The organism is Bacillus niameyensis (genome assembly GCF_001375535.1).
GTDB classification, from domain to species: Bacteria; Bacillota; Bacilli; order Bacillales; family Bacillaceae_C; genus Lederbergia; species Lederbergia niameyensis.
In genome coordinates, this window is sequence record NZ_LN831197.1 from 3216944 (window position 1) to 3239875 (window position 22932).

Genomic DNA, 22932 nt, shown 5'->3' on the forward strand with positions numbered 1-22932 from the left:
GGAGGGAGCCGCTATGAGCTACAATAAAGTGAACCCAGATCAAGTAGTAGGGGTAAATCCGAAAATTAAAAGGCGCTGGATGCCAAGTAGACGAAAAGCGATTAGTTATCTAATTTCATATTTCTTTTTAATTCTTATGGCTGTGGTTACGATTGTTCCCTTTTTATGGTCAGTTTCAACGGCATTAAAAGGACAAAATGAAGCAATCTATTCATTTCCCCCTAATTTTATTCCGGAAAATATAACTTTTAGTAACTTTGTAACAGTATGGAAAACAATTCCCATCCCTCGTTATTTATGGAATAGTACGATTCTAGCCTTTTGGGGTGTAGTTCTACCATTAATTTTTTGCTCCTTGGCTGCCTTCCCATTGGCGCGGATGAATTTTAAGGGGAAGAATATCGTATTCATGGTCATTCTTGCGACGATGATGATTCCTGGAGAAGTAACGATGATTCCGATTTATTTAATATTGGAGAGGTTACATTTAATCGGGTCATTTTCTGGAGTCATTCTGCCAGGAGCAGTATCCGCATTCGGAATTTTCTTGATGAGACAAGCTTATATGGGGATACCGAAGGAAATCGATGAATCTGCGATTATTGATGGAGCAAATCCATGGCAAATTTGGTGGCATATATTGCTTCCAATGGTGACGCCAATGCTTGCGACACTAGCAATCTTAAGTTTCATCGGATCATGGAATAATTTCCTTTGGCCCTTGCTAGTTTTACAAGAACCAAGTACATACCCGCTAACGGTAGGGCTATACAACCTAAAAGGCGCCTTTGTATCAGATACAAGACTCGTTTCCGCAGGTGCTGTTATTGCCCTAATCCCAATTTTAATTGTCTTTGTCGCATTCCAAAAGTACTTTATTAAGGGAGCCTATAGTAGTGCGGTGAAGGGGTAAGTTTTGGCGATGATGAGATGAATAGAAAGAACCCAAAAGAGTTTTGGGTTCTTTCTATTGTTTTTATATATGATCTAGTTAACTATTCAATGTCTATATTCCAAAGTCTTGAATTTCCTGAAGAAATCGCAAGTGCTCCTGCCTTAACAGCAGCTAATATCCCTTGTTTATTGTCGATGAAGCCCCCAGCAATAATTGGAAAATCAATCTCATGAGAAAGTTGATCAATAATGCTAGGCATAAGTCCTGGAAGCACTTCAACTGCATCAGGATGGCAGGACTTTGAAGTCTCAATCCCTTTTGTTAGAGCGCTGTGATCAATTAGAAAGATGCGCTGAATAGTATATAAACCTAATTCTTTGGCATATTTTATCAAGGAAACTCTAGTTGTAATAATACCAGCTGGATTCCAAGCCTTAGCAATATATTCTATGGCACTCTTCGTATTAGAAAGGCCCTCGACGAAATCAATATGGATAAACGCATGTTTATTAGCCTTCTTAAGTTCCTTTATATATTTATCCATGTTTAGCAAATTCCCAGTTAAAATAAAAACGACATCACTTTTGCTATTGATAGCCTTTTCAATATCGGATTCCTTTTGGACAGAAGGGATGATGAGTGAGTCTACCATATCAACTATATCTAGCATGTCTATATCTCCCTCGATATTATTTCAATTTAATGTTTTTTCCATTCTATCATTAATCGAATCTCTAAAAAAGGAATAAAACCTTCTAATCCGAATATAGCGACCAAAGACAGGTGGAGAAGACAAGGGGAAATTTTCTCCTTAATCCTATTCAGATAGTTCCATTCAGTAAGGATAAATTAAAATATTCTAAAAATGCTTGATATTCACAAATCGTTGTATTATGATTTATTCAATCAATTTGATTAATGCTCAAAACTTATTCAATCAAATTGATTAATGAATGTCTCTTTACTAAATCATTTTGATTTATAATCAAAATAGAGAGAGAAATTTATAGGTGAAATGATTAATTTTAAACGCACAACAGGAAAGAGAGACTGAAATGAAAATAAAAAAAGCCTCAAATAGTAAAATGATCAAAGCTATTAATGAAAAGTCAATTTTAAACCTTATTTACATGGAAGGCCCCATTCCCCGTGTAAAGCTAGCGGAGAAAACAGGACTTTCACAACAAACGATAACGAACATTGTTAATCGTTTGCTTTCAGAAAGAATAGTTTTGGAAACAAGCGGGGTTTCTAATGGAGGTGGCCGAAAGCCCATTCCACTCATTATAAATGGTAGGAATATGTACGCCATTGGTATAGAAATAGCTGTTAAATATATTCGCGGGACGCTAATGGACTTTGAAAATAATATTATTACGGAATCAATAGAACAAGTTCCTATCTATAGGGATGAAGAGCAACCATTAAAATATATTTTTAGAGTTGTTGAGAGATTATTAGAATTTGTCCCAAATCGTGAAGCACTAAAAGGGATAGGTTGCAGTATTCAAGGGATTGTTGATTCAGAAAATGGAATAGTAGTTTACGCAGCAGGTGTAAGACTAAATAATTTCCCTTTGAAGGAAAAAATTCAGGAGCACTTTGGCTATCCCGTTTATCTACAAAACGACGCAAACCTGCTTGCTATTGTAGAAAATTTAAACGGAACGTTAGCATCTTCTCGCCAAAATATTACATTGAAATTTGACTATGGAATTGGGGGAGCCGCTGTTGTAAATAAACAATTAGTTCACGGTGCAGACAATGTGGCATTTGAATTTGGGCATTACAAAGCTTTTATGGGAAAAGAGGCTTATCCTTGTCACTGTGGTTCAAAAGGATGTTTAACTACTTTAGCTTCTTTAAGTGGGTTAAAAAGGAATGAAGGATACTTATTGGAGGAATTTTCCTTGGGAGTTAGAGAGAAGAATAAACAGGCCCTTCAACTTTTTGGCAAACTTGAATCAGCCATTTCTTATGCTATTGCAAATGTAATAACTTTATTAAATCCAGATCATGTGCTGCTTACAGGACAAATCATTGATACATTGACAGATGAATTGGTTCCTTTACTAGAACAACATGTTAGAGAATTAATCCCTGAGTCATGTAAGAAAGTAAAGCTTATTCAATTATCAAAAACTCCAGATGAATCAAAGTTGGCTGTCGGTTTAGTCATGCATGAGTTTTTTGCTGTTCCTATTGATCAATATTATTTATAGGATTCTAAATTTTAATGATAAGGGGGAGTCATGTGCTGAATTACAAGTTGTTAGCTCTAGATTTGGATGGAACAACATTAACAGATGATAAGAAAATAACGAAAAAAACTAGAGAATGGATTCGAAATGCAATAAATGCAGGAGTAACTGTTATTTTTTCTACAGGTCGTGGCATCCAGACGTCCGGAGATATTTGGAAGGACCTTGCTCTTGATGCACCGATGGTTTTAGTGAACGGTGCGGAAATTTGGAAGGGCCCTGGTCAATTGTGGGAACGCCACTTTATCAGCAGAGAGGATATTCGCTGGCTTCACGAGCAAGCAACAACAGCAGGCGCAAAATTTTGGGGTTATAGTGTAGAGAGCCTAACACATAGTCGTGATTGGACAGATGAAATGTTTGAAAGGGATTGGCTGAAGTTTGGCATGAATCATAGAGATTTAAGTGAAATCAGCAGAGTTCGCGAATTGTTAAAAAGTAGGGAAAGCATTGAAATTACCCGATCAGATCCTAGTAATATAGAAATCTCATTAAAAGGGATTACTAAGGAGACTGGTGTACGAAGAGTTTGTCAGTTACTCGGAATTACAATCGATCAAGTAATGGCTATTGGTGATAATTTGAATGATCTGCATCTGATTCGTGCTGCTGGTCTTGGTGTAGCAATGGGAAATGCAGATGAGGAATTAAAGAAGATAGCAGATGTGATTACAGAAACAAATGAAGAGGATGGAGTCGCGAAGGCAATAGAAAGGTATCTGTTAGGTTCTTAAATGTCCCTAAAAAGCCTATGTCATAGTTACATCAGTGGGGATGGAGATGAGAAATTGGATAAGCAAATAATAGGGAATAAAGATGGACATGTTAGCTTACTTGATAGTAATCAGAATGATGGATATTGGGCTTTGAAAGAAGAGGATACTTTCGAAGTGGCGCCGGGGCTTATCCACTCGCATCAACTATTTCGCGGGAAATTATTGCAATCCATACACATTCTTGAAGTTGATCTAAAGAGTCCATATATTCAACCTATCGTTTTCTCTTCACACGGAAAAGTTGATCGATTAGAAACGGTGGGGAAAATGCAAGACCAATTGTTAAAAGTAGGAAAGAGAATAGTGGCTGGCGTGAATGGTGACTTCTTTAATTGGTTAGGTGTACCATCAGGTTTGCAAATCCAGAACGGGGAGATTGTTACTTCTCCCTCTTATATCAAAGTATTACTGGCAATTATGCCTGATGGAACCGTAGAGCTTAAAGATCAAGTAACAATGAGTGCTTTTATCCTTGATGAATGCGGTTGCAATTTAAAGGTGGATAACATTAATCGCACAAGATACTTAACACAGCAAGACCATGCAGTAATTTATAGTTGGAGGTTTGGATCTACGACCCGTACACCAGAGGGCGGCGTAGAAGTAGTTCTCACTGTATCCGATGACCGTTTGTTGTTAGGAAAACGAATAAATGGCGTTGTGGATTCTATTAAGGAAACAGATAATACTTCGATTGAGCATGGAAAACTTGTTTTATCGTTAACTGGCTTGAAAGCGGATTGGGCTCGTGAAAATTTGAAGGTAGGTGAAAAAGTCTCGATTGATATTTCCTGCGATCGAGGTGTGGATGAAGCTAAACATGTAATCTCTGGAAATTCTACATTAGGTTATATGCTTCTAAAGGATGGAGAGATCTCAAAAGCGATATTGGATCCGGATAATCCTCACAATCATGATAGGCATCCGCGAACAATGGTAGCAACGCAAAAAGGAAAGATGTTCATAGTTGTAGTCGATGGCCGTCAACCAGAGCATTCTGATGGTATTACTCTGGCTGAAGGAGCATGTTATTTAAAAAGTAAAGGTATGGAGAATGCAATTAATATTGACGGTGGTGGCTCAACGGCTTGTTATATACGTCATGCCGGGGATGAATATCCGTCATTAATTAATCTACCCTCTGATGGCTATGAAAGAACAGTTGGAAATGCATTGTTTTTTGAGAGTGTTGCCCCTATTTCAGAATTAAACAAGTTGGTGTTAACCCCTAAATCAACGATAAGAGTTTTAGCAAGTAGCAAAATTACGTTTAAAGTAAAGGGACAAGATCAATTTTTCAATGCAGTTCCTGTTAAGCAATCGGAATTAGAGTGGCTGGTTAATGAAGAGTTAGGAAGTATACAGACAAATGGAGAATTTACAGCATCAAAAAAAGCAGCGAGTGGTCATGTAATAGTACGCCGTGGAAAAATTGTTCAAGATTGTCATGTTAAAGTTGTGGAGCGAATAGCTGGCCTAAAGGCGAAACAGTCTGGCATTGTTGTAGAGCCTGGCGGTGAATGGAGGATTGATCTTCAAGCATTTGATGAGCAAGGAAATGTTGTTTGGGTGTCACCTGAACTTCTTGAGTGGTCTGTAGAAGGATTAATAGGTGAAATAACGCCGAGCGGAATTTTAAAGGCGAGTCGAGAAACAACTAAGGGGGCTATTATTGTTAGATATAGTAGTGTTGACGCCAAAATAAACATTAGTGTGGGAAAACCGCCGTATGTCATTACAAATTTTGAATCATTAGAAGGAATGTCAGTTTATAGTGATAGAGCAGTCCCAGGTTCAGTTACTTTAACCCGGGCGCCAAGACCCCAACCTGTTCGTTTTGGTACATTTTCTGGAAAGTTAACTTATGATTTTACAAATATTTCTGGCTCCTCTAAAGCGGTTATTCAGTTTTCCAATCAATCAGGCGAAAAAGGGCTACAAATCGAAGGGCGTCCGTACCGATTTGGTGTTTGGGTATACGGAGATGCTAATGGTCATTGGCTCAGATTAGGCATTACTGATGCGAACGGGGAACATAGACCCCTGAATTTTACAGAGCACGGAGGACTAGATTGGCACGGCTGGAAATACGTTCATGCTAAAGTGGCAGAAGGCACTGCATTTCCAATTACTTTGCACTATCTATTTATCGTTGAAACAAATGACGCAAACAAGAATGCAGGAACACTCTATTTTAATAGACTACGAGCTGAATATTTTTATAGTTTTGAAGAGCTGGAATGACTGATATTTTATACGAAAGGGTCATACCTGAAATAGTGCGAATGTTCGGATTCCAATTCCCGCCGCGGGTTTAGAAGTATTATGAGTCCAATAGGGCTTTTATAAAGCAATCTAATAAAGATCGAATGTATAAAATGGTCATTGAAACTCCAGATATGCCCGGAAATTAAATGATGTCATCTGCAAGTTGGAAATACAAGTTGAGAATTTACAGAACTTTAATAAGAAGTGAATAGATTCATAACATTTGTTGATTAGGATAGAAAATGGATAGAAAGCTTTTGTTTACATTTGGACAATGGATTAAGGAGGTGAGTCATCTGTAGCATAGCACTTATATGAAGACAGGTTGTAAGGGGAATAAGTCGAGAGCTTATTGTAAAAGATACATCTATTTTTGAAAAAGCCTTTGTATAAACAAGGAAATAGAAGAGGTTTTATTTATTAAAAAAAACACACTAATCAGGTGTAATAAATTGAAGAGGGTGAGCTTTAATGAGAAGAGCCTTACAGGTTATGTTCATATTGATGTTACCATTATTCATTATAATTGGTTGTAGTAATTCTAATAACACTGCAGGGGAGAAAACTGATAATAGTAATAACCCTGACGAGTCAGGTGAGGTAGAAGTATACGAAAATGGCTTACCGAAAAATGAAAAGGTGACATTAAAGTATGGCTTTTTTGTCGGGGGGTATGGACGTGAATGGGTAGATTATGCAATAGATACTTTTACAGAAAAGTACCCAAATGTAAAAATCGAAATTACAGCTTCACCTGATATCTCTCAAATATTATCAACTAAAATTTCAGCAAATAATGATAAAGATATGTTCGATATTTTTAACCGTGAACCATCTGGTGGGGTAGTAACCTTAGCGGAAGCAGGAAAATTAGAAGAGATGGATGATTTTTGGGGATATAGCATACCGGATGCCTCCGATAATACGGTTAAAGATTTAATGATGAATGGATTATTTGAATCGGTTAACCGAGTGAATGGGAAGTCATATGAAATTCCAACATCAGCTAGTGTTGGCGGATTGTTTTTTAATAAAAATTTATTTGAAGAGCATGGATGGAATCAGAATCCGAAAACTTGGGATGAATTTGTCCAACTTCTTGAGGAGATAAAAAGTGACGGAATAACTCCAATTACATTTCCGGGTATTCATCCAAGTTACCATGATTGGGCGTTCGGTGATGTAAAGTCATTTGAAATTGCTGATAAGAATGGAAACGCAGAACAGTATATGGAGGAGTACCAAACATATCAAAATTTAGTTTTTACAAAGCCAGAGGATGAAGAGCGCTGGGAAAAGATTTATGAACTTGGCAAAAAGGGTTATTTCGCTGAAGGGTTACCAGCATTAAACCACACTCAATCACAAATGCAAGTACTACAAGCTGATGTTGCAATGGTATCTACAGGCAGTCATGTTGAAAATGAAATGAAGAACTCTGCCCCAGAGGATTTTGAATGGGGGTTTATGTCGGTTCCATTTATTGATTCAACAGATCAAACATTATGGGTACGGCAAGGAACGTCTAATGGCCACTTCATTTGGGCAGGAAAACCAGATTTAAATAAAAAATGGGCAAAAGAATTTATTCTTTGGATGTTAACACTTGATATTCAAGAAAAGGCTGCTGAGAGTGGATCACTCTCCGTTCGAAATGACTTTGTGAATGACCCTGAAAGATTTGAGAAACTTCAAAGTTCAGCTAAATCTGTACTCGATTATATAGATAAAAATAATGTGCAATTAGCTAGAGCTTACAGATCTGTATCAATTACACATCCATCTCGGGAACAGGCTTTCAAAGTAAGAGACGAGGCTATTTCGAACATATTCTTAGGTAAACAAGATCCAAAACCGATATTTGAAAAAGCAGAGAAACTCATACAAGAGGCGTTAAAAGATAATGAAAAATAAATCGAGGAGGGGATTCCCCCTTCTTAGGAGAGGAGTGATACTGTGTCTGTTACTTCCCTTGCCCAAAAGTTGAAGGCCCCATTTCAAAAGTCATCACTTGAAAAAGCTAATGTGCAAAAGACTATGTTTTTATTACTAGCAATTGGTCCCCCATTCGGCGGCTATTTACTTTTTACATTGTATCCCAACATCTTGTCGGTCTACTATGCTTTCCTAGATTGGGATGGTATGACAGATCCCACTTTTGTGGGCTTTAAAAATTTTGTTGCGATGTTTAAGGATGAATTTGTTTGGAGAGCGCTATATCATAATTTGCTATTAATTATTGTTATACCTACTTTTGTTATCGTAATCTCGCTCATTCTAGCCTATTTCCTTGCAAATAAGAGTTATAGGGAAAATGGATTGTTAAAGGTATTATTCTTTTTTCCAAATGTGTTATCCACCGTTGTGGTTGCTCTTCTTTGGGCATTTATTTATGACGGGAATTATGGATTACTTAATGGGGTATTACGATTCGTTGGTTTAGATATCGGGAATTTTTACTGGCTTGGGAATGAAAAAACGGCATTATGGGCTATAGTGCCAGCTTGGGTATGGGGAGGCGTTGGGCTATATGTCATAATTTTTGTCAATGCAATGATTGCGATTCCTAAGTCCTTTTATGAGTCTGCTATTATGGACGGCGCAGGTGATTGGACCCTATTAAGAAAAATTACCTTACCTATGATCATGCCTGTTGTGAGAGTAAGTATATTATTTTTAGCCGTAGGTACAATCAAGGGATTCGAATTTATTTTAATTTTGACTAATGGCGGGCCAGCTGGATCGACGGATGTAATCGGTCTTTATATGTTTAATCTTGCATTTGGCGAAGGCTCTCATAATTATGGGTACGCTTCAGCTATTGGCATGTTATTGTTTGTCATTTTGTGTATGACAAAGATTCTGATGGATAAATATATGGATAAACGCGGAATTGATTATTAATTGAAAGGGGTTGAGCAAAGTTGGTAGAAAGGCGAACAATGATGGATGTCGTATGGCGCCTATTATTATATTTATGGGCATTTACTATTCTTTTTCCATTGGGATGGATTTTTTATCAGTCGTTAAAAACAAATCCAGAATTTTTCCAGAATATATGGGCCTTTCCAGAAAAAATGCAATTTCACAATTATACAAATGCATGGAATGATTATGGGTTTGCAAAAGCGCTATTAAATACATTATATTATGTCGGCGGTACCCTCGTTGTTGGCTTATTTTTTACTACAATTAACGCGTATGCATTAACACGGATAGAGTTTAAGGGAAGGAAAATCATTTGGGCTTTAATTATGCTCTCCCTTTTCTTACCTGGAATTAACGCACTTGTTCCGCAATATGTTGTGATGAGGTCACTAGGTTTAACAAACAGTCTAACAGGTTTGATCTTATTATCCAGTTTAGGAGAAAGTGTATTTTACTTAATGCTTCTTGGAGGATTTATGAAATCAATTCCAAAAGAGGTAGAAGAAAGTGCCTTCTTGGATGGTGCTTCCTACTTCCAAATCTTTTTGAAAATCATTATTCCGTTATCTTCTCCAGGTATTGTTACTGTAGCGATTTTCAAATTTATCGGCTATTACAATAGTTTCCTAGGTCCATTTATTTATTTGAGTGACCCTGAAAAGTACACTATAGGGGTGCAAATGTATCAAGCAAATAAGCTTATGGAATATACAGCTGATTGGGTAACGTTATTCGCAGGCGTAATGATTGCGATGATTCCGTCAATTGTAATCTTTATATTGTTCCAAAAGTGGATATTGAAAGGAGCATCACTGGGTGCTGTTAAAGGGTAATTGTTGAACAAATTTTTATTGGGTCATCTAAGACTCTATAAACTTTAAAAGGTGATATTGTTATGAAAATATTACAGTATAATGTTTTGGATGGTTGTAAGGAAAGCGGACGTTATAATCAGTTAAAGCAGTTACTCATTCAAGAGAAATACGATATTGCAGGATTTAATGAATTAAATGACTGGACTCAGAAGGAATTTCAAAAAGAAATGGAAAAGATAGGTTTTTCCCATAGCTATTTGTTCGAAATGAAATCTAGTCCTTACTTTTTGGGGATAACTGCTAAATACCCAATAGAACTTATTTATACGGAGGAAGCCGCCCCATTTCATCATGGTCTTTTACATGTGAAGATTCGTGATATCAATATAATCGTTACACATTTAAGTCCATTTGAATCCATTATTCGTGAACTGGAAACTAAAAAAATTGCAGAGTATATTCGTGAGATTAAAGCACCTCTTTTAGTCATGGGTGATTTAAATACTTTATCACCTTTAGACAAGGAGTATCATAATCAAATTAATATGAAGGAGAAAATTCAGAACCGAAGTTTTCAGAACAGGCAACATATTTTTGAGGGAGAAATTAATTATAGACCAATGCAAACTCTGCTTGAAGCTGGTCTGAAGGATATCGGTTTTAATGGTTCTTCCGATTATTCGATGCCTACAAAAATCAAAGGGAAGCCAGAAAATCCTACGTATTTAAGGATTGACTATATGCTCGCAAATTCAGCTCTCTTACAATTTGAACCAGAAGCAGAGATTGTCCATGGGTCAGAAGTGGATACATTATCAGATCATTATCCAATTCAGTGCATAATGAAAAAATTTCAGCATAAATAGTAGAGGTCCATTAGTGTTAGTAATTAGGAAGGGTGGCTGAAATTTTGAAGAAATGGATTACGTTCGACTTGGATGAAACGCTAATGCAAAATCCATTTGGTAAATGGGTTTTTCCGGAAGTAGAGAACCTTGTATCTTCATTCCACATCAAGGATGGAATTCTAAAAAAAATAAGAAATGAACATAAAAGGAGAATGGACCAACAAAAATTAAGGGATGCCTATGATTGGGACAATATTATAAAACAGGTATTAAGAGAAGAAGGCATCCAACTTGAGATTAATATTGAATCACTCGTCCGTAAACATTCAATTCCGCCAAAAGTTTATTTGTTAGAGGAGAATCTTTTAAATACTTTAGACCGCGTCAAGCAAAAGGGATTTTCTCTTGGAGTAGTAACAAATGGCTTTTATAAATATCAATTTCCAGTTATGGAGTCTATCGGTTTGGCGGATGTTATGGATATGATAGTGACACCTTGTCAAACGGATTGTGCTAAGCCTGATATTAGTATGGTTAAGAGATTGCCAGGAGAAGGGGAAATAGTTGCACATGTTGGTGATCGACTAGATCATGATGTTTCATTTGCTAATGAGCTAGGGATTCAATCTATACTAATCGATCGGGAAATGCCAGAGGAAATGAGAAAGTTAGCTCCGGTAAACCGTGCACAGCAAACGGAATATGTGGAAAAGTTATTTAAAAAGGGTATCTACCGCGATCTTCAGTTTGAGAAAAAATACATTCCGAACATTATTATTCACTCCATTTATGAACTACTAGAGAAAGAAATGTCATAAAAGTAATTAAAAATGTTATGTTAGAAAATTGTGTATTGGTTGACAAGTGAAAAATCAATTTATATAATTGGGTGAAAATGAATATCGGGTGGAGAAGAAGAGAACCCTAAAAAAGTTAATGAGTCGAACAAGATGTTTGAATTCTATTAATCTTTTTAGGGTTTTGTTCTTTGAATTAAAAGACCACAAATCTTAATATAAAGGTAGAAAAGCTAGCAAAAGGGAAATAAATAAATCTAGAATCAAAGGGGTTTTTCTTGTGACAAAAATATTTGCGCACCGAGGGAGTTCTGGAACACATCCAGAAAACACACTGGCTTCATTTAAAGAGGCGATCCGACTTGGAGTAGATGGAATTGAATTGGATATTCAATTAACAAAAGACCAAAATCTTGTTGTTATTCATGACTATACACTAGATCGCACGACTAATGGTACAGGGCAAGTGAATGAGTATACACTAGAAGAAATAAAAGGCTTCGATGCGGGATCGAAATTTTCTCCAGAGTTTCAAAGTGAGAGAATCCCTACTTTTCGAGAGGTTCTAGAATTGTTGAAGGACACAAATATAGAATTGAATATTGAAATTAAAAGCCCAGTGAAACATGAAACAGGTATTGAAGAGAGAATGATACAAGAGATAAAGGAGTATGGCTTATTAAATAGAGTTGTTGTGTCCTCTTTTAACCATGATTCTCTCAAGCGAGTAATAAAACTCGTTCCAGAAGTAGAAAGTGCCATTTTATATACAAAAAAGATGGATGATCCTTGGAAGTATGCCGCAGCAATTGGGGCGACAGCTCTTCATACTTATGAACCTGAAACGGAAATAGAAATGATTGCAGAAGCGCAAGAGAAGGGTTTTCCTGTTCGAGTATTTACCGTGAACGAAAAGGAGAGCATGGAAAAGTTTTTTAAATGTAATGTTGCGGCCATTTTTACTGATTATCCCGAGAAAGCGTTGAGTCTTAGAGAAGTTTCATTAAGATAAATAAAATTTCCCTACTGCCTAGTTCCTCCTATGAGGGACTTGAAGCGAAAAAAATTAAGGAGACAATAATATAATGCCTAATTACAAACTGTTAGCCCTTGATTTGGATGGAACTACATTGACAGATGATAAGCGAATTACAGATGAAACAAAGAAGTGGATTCGCCAAGCGACAAATGAAGGGGTAACTGTTATTTTCGCCACTGGACGTGGCATTCAAACGACAATTGACTACTGGAAGGAATTAGCTCTAGAGTCACCAATGGTTTTAGTCAATGGAGCAGAAATTTGGAAAGGCCCAGAGCAAGTTTGGGAGCGATACTTTCTTAACCAAGACGATTTACGTTGGCTCCATGACAAAGCAGAGCAGGCAGGAGTTCACTATTGGGGCTATAGTGTGGAAAGTTTTACAAATAAACATAGTTGGACAACTGAAATGTTTGAAAGAAAATGGCTAAAGTTTGGAATGAGCGATACGAATGAAGCTAAAATTACAGAGATTCGCGAACTTTTGCAAAAGCGAGGTACATTAGAAATAACTTGTTCAGCTCCTACTAATATAGAAATCTCAGTAAAGGGGATTTCTAAAGAAACAGGTGTAAGAAGGGTATGTGAGTTACTTAATATCACTATGGATCAGGTTATGGCTATTGGTGATAATCTGAATGACGAGCGATTAATCCGTGCAGCAGGTCTTGGTGTTGCAATGGGAAATGGTGATGAGTCATTGAAAAAGGCAGCGGACGTTGTAACAGGGACGAATGAAGATAATGGCGTAGCCAAAGCGATTGAACGTTATTTGTTGGGGACTTATGTAAAATCATAATTCATAAATATAATAGGTTGAAGTTTCTTTTTGAAAGTGGTGGCGAATCTCTATTGCAAAGATAGGGATTTGCCATCACTTTTTTCCTAACATATAAATGAATATTCGTAAAAAATCCTCTTTCTAAATAAGGCTCCCGTAATCAATTGTTAAGCGATTACACCATTTCCTTTACAAAATCTTTACATTCCTTAATATTTACATTTCTATTGTTCTTATTTAAGATGGGAAAGGGAAGAGTGAAATATGTCGAAATGAATAAATTATTAGGGGAGAAGACATGGACTTGCAAGCATTGCTTTTTACATTTTTTGGTGGCTTGGGGATTTTCCTTTATGGTATTAAAAGCATGGGGGATGGTCTTCAAAAGGTTGCAGGTGATGGACTAAGAGATTTATTAGATCGATTTACAACAAAGCCGATAATGGGTGTGTTAACAGGTATACTTGTAACAGTCTTAATACAATCAAGTTCCGGAACAACCGTACTGACGGTAGGTCTTGTAACAGCTGGTTTTATGACTCTTAGACAAGCGATCGGTGTCATCATGGGTGCCAATATTGGTACAACTGTAACGGCTTTTATTATTGGTGTTGATGTTGGTGAGTATGCTTTACCTATTTTAGCATTAGGTGCTTTTCTTATATTCTTCTTTAAAAATCATAAGATCAATAATTTTGGTCAAGTTTTCTTTGGATTTGGAGCTTTATTCTTTGGTTTAAATTTAATGGGTGACGCTATGAAGCCACTCCGAGATGCACAAGCATTTATTGATATGATGGTCAGTTTAGGGGAAACCCCAATATTAGGTGCTGGCATCGGGGCGCTCTTTACGATGGTTGTTCAAAGTTCATCAGCATCTGTCGCACTATTGCAAACTTTGTATGATCAAAATGTTGTTACATTACAAACAGCCCTACCGATTCTTTTTGGGGAAAATATTGGTACAACGATTACCGCTGTTTTAGCTTCAATAGGTGCTTCTATTTCAGCTAGGAGAGCGGCGGCTACACATGTTCTTTTTAATTTAATTGGGACGATACTAGTCCTTATATTGCTTACACCATTTACTCATTTGATAGAGTTTTTCCAATCAGGTTTGGACTTGAATAATAAAATGACCATTGCCTTTGCACATGGGACGTTTAACATTACTAATACGGTTATCCAATTTCCTTTCATAGCGGGTCTAGCTTGGATTGTGACAAAGCTGGTACCTGGTGAAGATACTGCTATTGAGCATAAGGCTATTCATTTAGGGGAACAGTTTATCCGTCAATCGCCTTCTGTTGCTTTGGGACAAGGGAAAAAGGAAGTATTGCGGATGGCTGAACTAACTGAAAAGGGAATGGATGAAGTCGGTACGTATTTTAAAACGCAAAATAAAAAACAACGTGAATTACTTCCACAAATCGAAGATGCTCTTAATAATTTAGATAAGACAATTACAGAATATTTAATGCAAGTTTCTTACCATTCTTTATCGGATCAAGATTTGAAAACACACCATGTGTTAATGGATTCAGTGATTAACTTGGAAAGAATCGGGGATCATATCGAAAATATTATGGAATTGATCGATATTCAGATCCAAAATAAGGTGAAATTTTCTGAGTCAGCTCTAGCTGATCTAGATGAGATGTTTGGGTTAACGATCTCTACGTTAAGACAGGCTATAAATGCATTAGAGAATAACGATATCGAACAAGCCCAAGCTGTTCGAGAAAAGGAAATTCTTATTGATAAAATGGAGCGGGAACTTCGCAAAAACCATATCCTGCGCCTAAATGAAAATCAATGTACTGGAACTGCAGGAATTGTATATGTTGATATTGTAAGTAACCTTGAGCGAATCGGTGACCATGCAGTGAATATTGCAGATGGGGTTATTGGTGAGGATAAGTAAAAAAACGTTCGAGTACTATTAAATAGATAGTAAAAACGACTAAGTCATGTGCGACTTGGTCGTTTTTGTTAATTTCTAAACACTTTCGAATGTTGTAAATGTAACTTTAGCAGCTCCAATGCTTTTTCCTTATTACTTTCTTTTAAGGCATTAATGATGGAACGATGTTCGTGCAATGTTGTTTCCTTTTCAATATCTGTTAAGGACAAAGAAGGCATATCATTAAAGTATTGTAAAATAATATCCGCAAGTTGGTTGAAGAGTCCATTTCTAGTTGCTTGAATCAATCCCATGTGAAATTCAGCATCATACCTTTTGAAAGCCTCAGGATCATTCGTTAGTTCCATTTTTTGAATAACCTTTTCAAGAGCTTCCAAATAGCTAGTATCAGTATGGTGAATGATTTGTTCAATCGCGGATTTCTCTAGTAAAATCCTCAAATCTAAGAGCTCTTTTACATTTTGATTATTAATCTTCCAAAAATAAAGGAGATGATTAAAGATAATACTAGGGTCATCTGTATTTACAAATGCTCCTTCACCATGCCTTATAGTAATCATTCCTGTTGCCTCTAATGAACGCAAAGCCTCTCTAACAACTACACGGCTTACATTCAACTGTGCTGATAAATCTCTTTCCGAAGGGAGGCGATCACCAGTTGTTAAGTTGTTTTGGACAATATACTCTCTAAGGTCATCACTTACTATTTTACTTAAGGTAAATCGTTCATTGTCTTGAATCGGTTTCAAAGCAATCACCGTCTTATAGTTAGAGTTAATATACAATCTAATGAAAATCATGTGCTGAGGGTGGTAATACCACTACTTCTTACCATATAAAATGAGAGCTCAAAATGCAAGCTCCTTTAGCCTGGAAGAGGTAAATAACAGCTGTTTATTCTGTTAATCACCCAGTAAATGGTAGAGATGACTTATATGATTTCTCATAGCTTCTTTAGCATTTACCTTGTCCTTTTTGATCATATATTCAATTACTAGTTTATGCTCTTTATAAGAATTTTCGTATTCCTCTATATCCACAACTTCCTCTAATTGATTGGCTTGAAAGTAATCACTGATAATGGAGGACAGCTGAATATATGTTTCATTGCATGTTGATTCGAACAAGGCTTTATGAAAATAAAGGTCTTCATTTTTCGGCTTCTCACCGAGTTTTGCCTTATGGTATATTAATTCGTTCCATTTTTCCATTTGCTTGATTTTATTTAAATCATAATGGTTGATCGCAAGTTCGATCGCTCCAAGCTCAAGTACCAATCTTGTATCAACTAATTCTTTAAACTTTGTTTCGTCAAATTTTAAAAAAGGAGATATATTTTTAAAATACCCTCTAAGGTGAACCTCCTTAACAAAAATTCCAACCCCTTGCCTTATTTCTATAATCCCTTGGGATTGGAGGGACTTTAAGGCTTCTCTAACAGCCGTTCTGCTTACTCCCAGCATATCTATTATTTCCTTTTCAGTAGGAAGGCGATCCCCAGGTTGGCACTGTTGGTCGGAAATATAGTTTTTGATCCGGTCAGTTACAATTTCTGATAATGTTTGTTTTCGCTGCACGACGCTTCACCTATTTTTCTCTTTATTATAATATAAGGAATTAATAAAATCCGTTGAAAGTTTTTAAAGGCCGTTGACAAAGGTAATGGAAACGCTTAAGTTAGTAATTAAAGACGGTGGTAATACCATAATACAATTAAATATGAAAAGAGATGAATTTTAAATGACTTCTTGGGATTTACAAAAGTTTAAAGGTGTTTTTGTGGCCATGTATTCAGCTTACGATGTATCAGGAGAAATAAGTGTAAACAGGGTGAAAAAACTAGCAAACTACTATGTTGATTCAGGTGTGAAAGGATTGTACGTAGGTGGTAGCTCTGGAGAGGGTATTCTTCAATCATCTGATGAAAGAAAAAAAGTATTAGAAGCCATAATGGAAGAGGTTGGCAGTCAACTAACGATAATTGCTCATACTGGGGCTAATTCAACGAGGGAAAGTAAAGAATTAGCTATTCATGCAGAAAAATGTGGGGTCGATGCTATTTCTTCTGTACCTGCTATTTATTATCGGTTGTCCGAGCAATCAGTTGAACGGCATTGGCAAGAAATGATTGATGCTACCTCGCTACCATTTATTATCTACAACATCCCGCAAACTACAGGCTTTCAGCTGACTCAGCCTTTATTTAAGAGAATGGCTGCCCAAGAGAAGGTAATTGGAATTAAAATGTCGGGTGAAAGCGTCTATGAATTGCAACAGTTTAAAGCAAATGCTGGAAAGGAATTTTTAGTTTTTAATGGACCAGATGAGCAATTTCTGGGAGGAAGAATTATGGGGGCCGATGGAGGAATTGGTGGGACATATGGTGTGATGCCTGAATTGTTCTGTCAGTTAGATTCCTATTTTCAAAAGGGAATGATTAAGGAAGCTCAAGCTCTACAAGAAAAAATTAATTCAATTATTACTAGATTGCTAAGTTATCCTTCCTTGTACGGTGCATGTAAAGCTATCTTAAGCATAAGAGGGATTGAAACAGGAGAACCAAGATTACCGTTATTACCAATCGAAGAAAGTCATTGGGACGATTTAAAAGTACTTAATAAGGAAATCGAAGAATCTATTACATTAGTAAAAGGTTAATATTCTCTTCGCATTAAGATGAGGATACAAATAGTAGTATGAAAAAATGGGAGGATTATATAAAATGGCAACGATCGAAACGCAAGCAATTTTTTATCCGAATTTAGCTGGGTCTAAATCGTATCGCATACCATCAATGATTACAACGAAAAGGGGAACAGTTATTGCCGGAATAGATGCACGAATTGTTTCTTCTGCAGATAATCCTAATAAGATCGATACGACTATAAGACGCAGTGAGGATAATGGAAAAACATGGGGCCCTATTCAAAAGCTCGTTTCTTTTGCTGGAGAAGGGTTAGATGGTGCCGCAGCTATTGATACAGCGCTCCTGCAAGATGAAACGACAGGTACGATTTTCATGATTTATTGTCATACTCCCGGAGGAATTGGTTTGTGGGCGAGCGAACCTGGGATTGGGTTTGATTCAGAAGGTCGGAGACAATTATATGATGCAAATGGTAAAGAATTTTTATTATATGATGATGGAGCGGTAACGGACGCAGAAGGTAATCCTACAGACTATATTGTTGATGAGGCAGGATATGTCTTTCAAGCAGGAGAAGAATGTGGAAATATCTATTTTAAAAAAGGCATTGATCCGAAAGAAAGTTTACTAGAAGCAAGAACATCCTTTTTACAAATCATTCAAAGTGATGATGATGGACTAACTTGGTCAAAACCTAGAGAATTAAATCTCATGGTAAAAGAAGAATGGATGCGATTTATTGGATCGGGACCAGGGTGCGGGATTCAGTTGAAACATGGTGAGAAAAAGGGCCGTCTTGTTTTTCCGATTTATTTCGCTAATGAAGCAAACTGCTTGTCTTGTGCTTGTATTTACAGTGATGACCACGGGATGACTTGGAAACGTGGGGAATCACCAAATGATGGCAGAGTAGTAGATGGCGAAGAATTAACAGCGGAGACAATCTCAAAGGAAAAACAATTTTTAACTGAATCTCAAGTTATTCAGCTTCCGACAGGTGAGTTAAAATATTATTTAAGAAACCACTATGGACTTCAAAGAACGGCGGTTACGACGAGCACAGATGGTGGTGAAACTTGGGGAGAAGTAATCTTTGATGATGCTTTGCTTGATCCGATCTGTCAATCCAGCGTCATTCTTTATCCAGATTTGGGAGATGGAAAAGATCGTGTTCTATTCTCAAATCCTGCTGATGAAAAGGCAAGAATAAATGGAACCATCCGCCTTAGTGAGGATGGTGGCAAGACTTGGCCGTATAGTAAAGTGATCGAGGAGGGCGGCTACAGCTATTCTTGTCTAACTGTCTTAAATAATGGCGAAGTGGGCGTTCTTTATGAGCGCATTAAAGATCATAGTGATTGGAGCAAAATAGAAATAGCGTTTGGCACTTTCACGTTAGATTGGTTAAAATCATAATAAGAGAAGCCTTGCCCTTGCTCTTGTAAACAAGTGGGCAAGGCTTTTTAAAAGGAACATAAATTTTCAATAAGGATTTGATGTAATGAAAGGGAGAGACTTTTTTGGAACGATCCATCATAAATTGATCGTATCTTGCCAGGCTTTAGAGGATGAGCCCTTACACGGGTCGGAAATGATGGCCAAAATGGCACAAGCTGCAAAAGAGGGTGGTGCGGTTGCAATCCGCAGCAATTCTGCTGTTGATGTTGCTGCAATTAAGGCACAAACAGGACTGCCAATTATTGCTTTATTGAAGAGGAATTATCCTGGTAGCGAAGTGTTCATTACGGCAACCTTGAAGGAAGTAAAGGAATTACTCGAAGTGAAACCAGATGTGATTGCACTAGATGCAACAATCCGAAAAAGGCCAAATGATGAGAAGCTTAAGGATTTGGTCCAATTTATTCATGATGAGAGTGACACGCTCGTCATGGCTGATATCGCAACGATAAAGGATGCAGAATATGCGATTGAATGTGGTGTTGATATGTTATCGACTACTTTATCGGGCTATACAGCGGATAGTCCTAGTCTTGTGGGACCTGATTTTGAGCTTGTAAAGGAAGTATCTAATATTTCGTCGCTTCCTGTCATAGCTGAAGGGAGAATTCATACCCCTGAGCAAGCAAGGAAGATGATTGAATTAGGAGCTTGGTCAATTGTTGTCGGCGGTGCGATTACACGTCCACAGTTGATAACAAAGTCATTTGTGGACGGTATTCAGGGAGTTTAGAAAGAAAAAAGATCAACGACTATAACGCGCGTTGATCCTTTTTTCATCTTAAATAATGAGCAAGAGACTTAAAGCCATCACGACCATACCACTAATTAACCCGAAAATGGATGTATGTGCTTCATCATATTTTTTGGCTGCAGGCAGTAAACCGTCAAGGGAAATAAATACCATAATCCCTGCTACTGCAGAGAAAATAATTCCGAACATAATATCATTTAGAAAAGGCATTAAAATTAAGAATGCGACGAGGGCACCGATCGGTTCTGCCAGACCTGATAGGAAAGACAGTCGAAAGGCCTTCATTCGGTTACCAGTGGAAAAGTAAACCGGGACAGCAACTGCAATTCCTTCAGGTATATTGTGAATGGCAATCGCAATGGCGATCGCAACTCCAAGTGATGGATCCTGTAGCGCCGCCGTAAATGTCGCAATTCCTTCAGGGAAATTGTGAATACCAATTGCTAATGCCGTAAAGGTACCCATCTTTAATAATGCAGGGTCCTTAAGTCCCTTTTGTGGTTTATTCATTTCCTCGACTTTTTTCAATTCATGAGGGTTGCTTTGCTTAGGTACAAACTGGTCAATTAAGGCAATGACGAGCATCCCTCCGAAAAAGCCGCCGACAGTTGCCCAATTTCCTGATTCTACGCCTAATGCCGCAGTTAAAGCGTCCTTGGCCTTTGCAAATATTTCAATCATCGATACATAAATCATAACCCCGGCTGAAAAGCCAAGTGAAAAGGAAAGAAACTTCGTATTCGTTGTTGATGTAAAAAGTGCGAACAGGCTGCCTACTCCTGTTGCTAGACCTGCCATAAGTGTTAATCCAAATGCAATCCACAGATTCCCAGACATTAAACGTTAACTCCTTCGCGGGTTATATGACATGATATTTTATATGCAAAAAACTATTTTTGTTGCTATTGGTAAACAATTTTAATTATAGCAAACCTTTTAGATTAATAGATTGATTCAGCTAAATATATTTTAACTATTCTTCAATAGCTAATAAACGGAATAATTGTAATTCATTGGGAAAGTTATAACTTAACTTTCCATCGAACTTGAGATTGTATTCTTATTTTGCTGCAAGGTAAAAGATTTATGTTTAATCCCTTTAAATAAAGGAAAACTAACGATATCTTACTGTAAAGGGAGTTCAATCCAATGGTAAAATACACTGATCTTAATAAACAGTATATTGCAGGTGTTTGGCGAGATGGAACAGGGAAGACTGTTTATCAGGATAAAAATCCATATAATCAGGAAGTTGTAACCGAGATTAAAATGGCAAGCCAAAAAGATATCGATGAAGCATATGAATCTGCAAAACGTGTGCAAAAGCAATGGGAAAAGGTTAGTGCGTTTGATAAATCTGAGGTTCTAACAAGAGCAGTCCAAATTATGAAAAATCGTCGGGAGGAGTTGGTTGAGCTTTTAATGATTGAATCTGGTTCCTCCATATTAAAGGCAAATGTAGAAATCGACTTCTGCATTTCTATTACCAATGAAGCGGCGAGTTATCCGATGAGAATGGGTGGAGAAATTGTCCCGTCTTTAGTACCCGGGAAAGAAAATCGCTTGTTCCGTCGTCCATTAGGTGTTCTTGGTGTGATTAGCCCTTTTAATTTCCCAATGTATTTATCGATGCGCTCGGTTGCAACAGCTTTAGGTGCTGGAAACGGTGTAGTATTAAAACCTGATGAACAGACCGCAATGTCAGGAGGAACCGTGTTAGGGAAAATCTTTGAGGAAGCAGGAATACCTGAAGGCCTCTTTAATGTCGTGATTCCTTCGATTGAAGAGGTAGGAGATGGATTTGTAGAACACCCGATTCCTAGAATGATTTCCTTTACAGGATCAACAGAAGTCGGAAAACATATCGGTGAACTGTGTGGAAGGAATGTTAAAAAGGTAGCTCTTGAACTAGGCGGCAACAATGCCTTGATTATTCTTGAAGATGCTGACATAGATCGCGCTGTCAATTCGGCAATTTTTGGGAAGTTTATGCACAATGGGCAAATTTGTATGGCGATCAATCGTATTATCGTTCATAAAAACATCCACGATCAATTTATAGAAAAGTTTATTGCAGCCGCCAAAAATATTAAGGTAGGTGACCCAAAAGATAAGGAAAACATGATTGGTCCCCTTATTAATCCAGGTGCGGTTGAGCGTATTTTAGGAGAAATAGAAAAGGCTAAATCTCAAGGTGCCAAAGTTGTTTTGGAGGGGAAAGTAGAAGGAAGTATTATTCATCCAACTATTCTAACATCTAATACAAATGATGTTGCAACTGCCAAAAATGAAATGTTTGGACCTGTTGTAACAGTTATCCCTTTTTCAACAGAAGAAGAAGCAATCAAAATTTGTAATGATACTCAATATGGTTTAAGTGGGGCAGTGCATGCGGGCTCAATTGAAAAGGGTGTAGAAATTGCCTTGCAATTAGAAACAGGGATGGTTCATATTAATGACCAAAGTGTAAATGATGAACCGTTGATTGCCTTTGGCGGCGAGAAACAATCAGGAATTGGCCGATTTGGAGGAAGATGGTCACTAGATGAGTTCACGACCTTTCAATGGATATCTGCTCAAAATCGGCATCGAGAATATCCATTCTAATCTTTTAAAAAAACAAAGGAACAAGGGATTCCACTTCGGAATTCTTTGTTCCTTTTTAGTGATACTTTTAATTCAGAAAGGGAGTCTGCTATGTTAAAATAAGGCAAGAGAGCGCATTCAAAATAAATAAAGGG

20 protein-coding genes are annotated in these 22932 nt (G+C 37.2%); 16 read left to right on the plus strand and 4 right to left on the minus strand.

Annotated elements, in window-relative coordinates; genetic code table 11:
- The first annotated feature begins 13 nt into the window (after positions 1-13).
- Complete coding sequence (locus BN1243_RS15150) at positions 14-913, plus strand: carbohydrate ABC transporter permease (RefSeq protein WP_084781950.1); 900 nt, start codon at positions 14-16, stop codon at positions 911-913.
- Between the two features lie 82 nt (positions 914-995).
- Here BN1243_RS15150 and BN1243_RS15155 read toward each other — a convergent pair whose 3' ends face one another.
- A complete protein-coding gene (locus BN1243_RS15155) occupies positions 996-1565 on the minus strand; it encodes a glycerol-3-phosphate responsive antiterminator (RefSeq protein ID WP_062108149.1) in 570 nt (189 codons plus the stop codon).
- Positions 1566-1950: 385 nt separating this feature from the next.
- On the opposite strand from BN1243_RS15155, the gene BN1243_RS15160 reads away from it, so the two are divergent.
- The 11 genes from BN1243_RS15160 (at position 1951) to BN1243_RS15210 (ending at position 15332) form a co-directional block, all read left to right on the plus strand.
- Positions 1951-3117 carry an ROK family transcriptional regulator gene (locus BN1243_RS15160; RefSeq protein ID WP_062108151.1) on the plus strand — a complete coding sequence of 389 codons (1167 nt, stop codon included), beginning with the start codon at positions 1951-1953 and terminating at the stop codon, positions 3115-3117.
- A gap of 32 nt (positions 3118-3149) precedes the next feature.
- The gene (locus BN1243_RS15165) at positions 3150-3890 is read left to right on the plus strand and encodes a Cof-type HAD-IIB family hydrolase (protein ID WP_069201790.1); all 741 of its coding nucleotides are present in this window, start codon (positions 3150-3152) and stop codon (positions 3888-3890) included.
- Positions 3891-3944: 54 nt separating this feature from the next.
- Positions 3945-6176, plus strand: a complete 2232-nt coding sequence (locus tag BN1243_RS15170; RefSeq protein ID WP_062108155.1) for a phosphodiester glycosidase family protein — start codon at positions 3945-3947, stop codon at positions 6174-6176.
- A gap of 495 nt (positions 6177-6671) precedes the next feature.
- Positions 6672-8114 (plus strand): ABC transporter substrate-binding protein, encoded by a 1443-nt coding sequence (locus tag BN1243_RS15175; RefSeq protein ID WP_062108157.1) that lies wholly within the window; start codon positions 6672-6674, stop codon positions 8112-8114.
- Positions 8115-8156: 42 nt separating this feature from the next.
- Positions 8157-9104: a carbohydrate ABC transporter permease gene (locus tag BN1243_RS15180; RefSeq protein WP_062108158.1), complete on the plus strand. Its 948-nt coding sequence runs from the start codon at positions 8157-8159 to the stop codon at positions 9102-9104.
- Positions 9105-9124: 20 nt separating this feature from the next.
- A complete protein-coding gene (locus BN1243_RS15185; protein ID WP_062108160.1) occupies positions 9125-9961 on the plus strand; it encodes a carbohydrate ABC transporter permease in 837 nt (278 codons plus the stop codon).
- Positions 9962-10023: 62 nt separating this feature from the next.
- Complete coding sequence (locus BN1243_RS15190) at positions 10024-10809, plus strand: endonuclease/exonuclease/phosphatase family protein (protein WP_062108162.1); 786 nt, start codon at positions 10024-10026, stop codon at positions 10807-10809.
- Between the two features lie 44 nt (positions 10810-10853).
- On the plus strand, positions 10854-11609 hold the full coding sequence (locus tag BN1243_RS15195; protein ID WP_062108163.1) for an HAD family hydrolase: 756 nt from the start codon (positions 10854-10856) through the stop codon (positions 11607-11609).
- A gap of 259 nt (positions 11610-11868) precedes the next feature.
- Positions 11869-12600 carry a glycerophosphodiester phosphodiesterase gene (locus BN1243_RS15200; RefSeq protein WP_062108165.1) on the plus strand — a complete coding sequence of 244 codons (732 nt, stop codon included), beginning with the start codon at positions 11869-11871 and terminating at the stop codon, positions 12598-12600.
- Positions 12601-12673: 73 nt separating this feature from the next.
- The gene (locus BN1243_RS15205; protein WP_062108167.1) at positions 12674-13426 is read left to right on the plus strand and encodes an HAD family hydrolase; all 753 of its coding nucleotides are present in this window, start codon (positions 12674-12676) and stop codon (positions 13424-13426) included.
- A 280-nt stretch (positions 13427-13706) separates the two neighbouring features.
- The gene (locus tag BN1243_RS15210; RefSeq protein WP_062108169.1) at positions 13707-15332 is read left to right on the plus strand and encodes a Na/Pi cotransporter family protein; all 1626 of its coding nucleotides are present in this window, start codon (positions 13707-13709) and stop codon (positions 15330-15332) included.
- A 68-nt stretch (positions 15333-15400) separates the two neighbouring features.
- Here BN1243_RS15210 and BN1243_RS15215 read toward each other — a convergent pair whose 3' ends face one another.
- Complete coding sequence (locus tag BN1243_RS15215; RefSeq protein WP_230200216.1) at positions 15401-16117, minus strand: FadR/GntR family transcriptional regulator; 717 nt, start codon at positions 16115-16117, stop codon at positions 15401-15403.
- A gap of 117 nt (positions 16118-16234) precedes the next feature.
- Positions 16235-16909, minus strand: coding sequence for a FadR/GntR family transcriptional regulator (locus BN1243_RS15220; RefSeq protein ID WP_062108173.1), 675 nt, complete (start codon positions 16907-16909; stop codon positions 16235-16237).
- A gap of 163 nt (positions 16910-17072) precedes the next feature.
- Here BN1243_RS15220 and BN1243_RS15225 point away from each other — a divergent pair, with 163 nt between their 5' ends.
- The 3 genes from BN1243_RS15225 to BN1243_RS15235 all read left to right on the plus strand — a co-directional run bounded on the left by BN1243_RS15225 (position 17073) and on the right by BN1243_RS15235 (position 20170).
- Complete coding sequence (locus tag BN1243_RS15225; RefSeq protein WP_062108175.1) at positions 17073-17990, plus strand: dihydrodipicolinate synthase family protein; 918 nt, start codon at positions 17073-17075, stop codon at positions 17988-17990.
- Between the two features lie 64 nt (positions 17991-18054).
- Positions 18055-19395 (plus strand): sialidase family protein, encoded by a 1341-nt coding sequence (locus BN1243_RS15230; RefSeq protein WP_062108177.1) that lies wholly within the window; start codon positions 18055-18057, stop codon positions 19393-19395.
- Positions 19396-19480: 85 nt separating this feature from the next.
- Complete coding sequence (locus tag BN1243_RS15235) at positions 19481-20170, plus strand: N-acetylmannosamine-6-phosphate 2-epimerase (protein ID WP_062108179.1); 690 nt, start codon at positions 19481-19483, stop codon at positions 20168-20170.
- 48 nt (positions 20171-20218) lie between these two features.
- Here the strand turns inward: BN1243_RS15235 and zupT are convergent, their stop codons facing one another.
- Positions 20219-21028, minus strand: coding sequence for a zinc transporter ZupT (zupT, locus tag BN1243_RS15240; protein ID WP_062108181.1), 810 nt, complete (start codon positions 21026-21028; stop codon positions 20219-20221).
- A 312-nt stretch (positions 21029-21340) separates the two neighbouring features.
- On the opposite strand from zupT, the gene BN1243_RS15245 reads away from it, so the two are divergent.
- A complete protein-coding gene (locus tag BN1243_RS15245) occupies positions 21341-22798 on the plus strand; it encodes an aldehyde dehydrogenase family protein (protein WP_062108182.1) in 1458 nt (485 codons plus the stop codon).
- Positions 22799-22932: the final 134 nt, after the last annotated feature.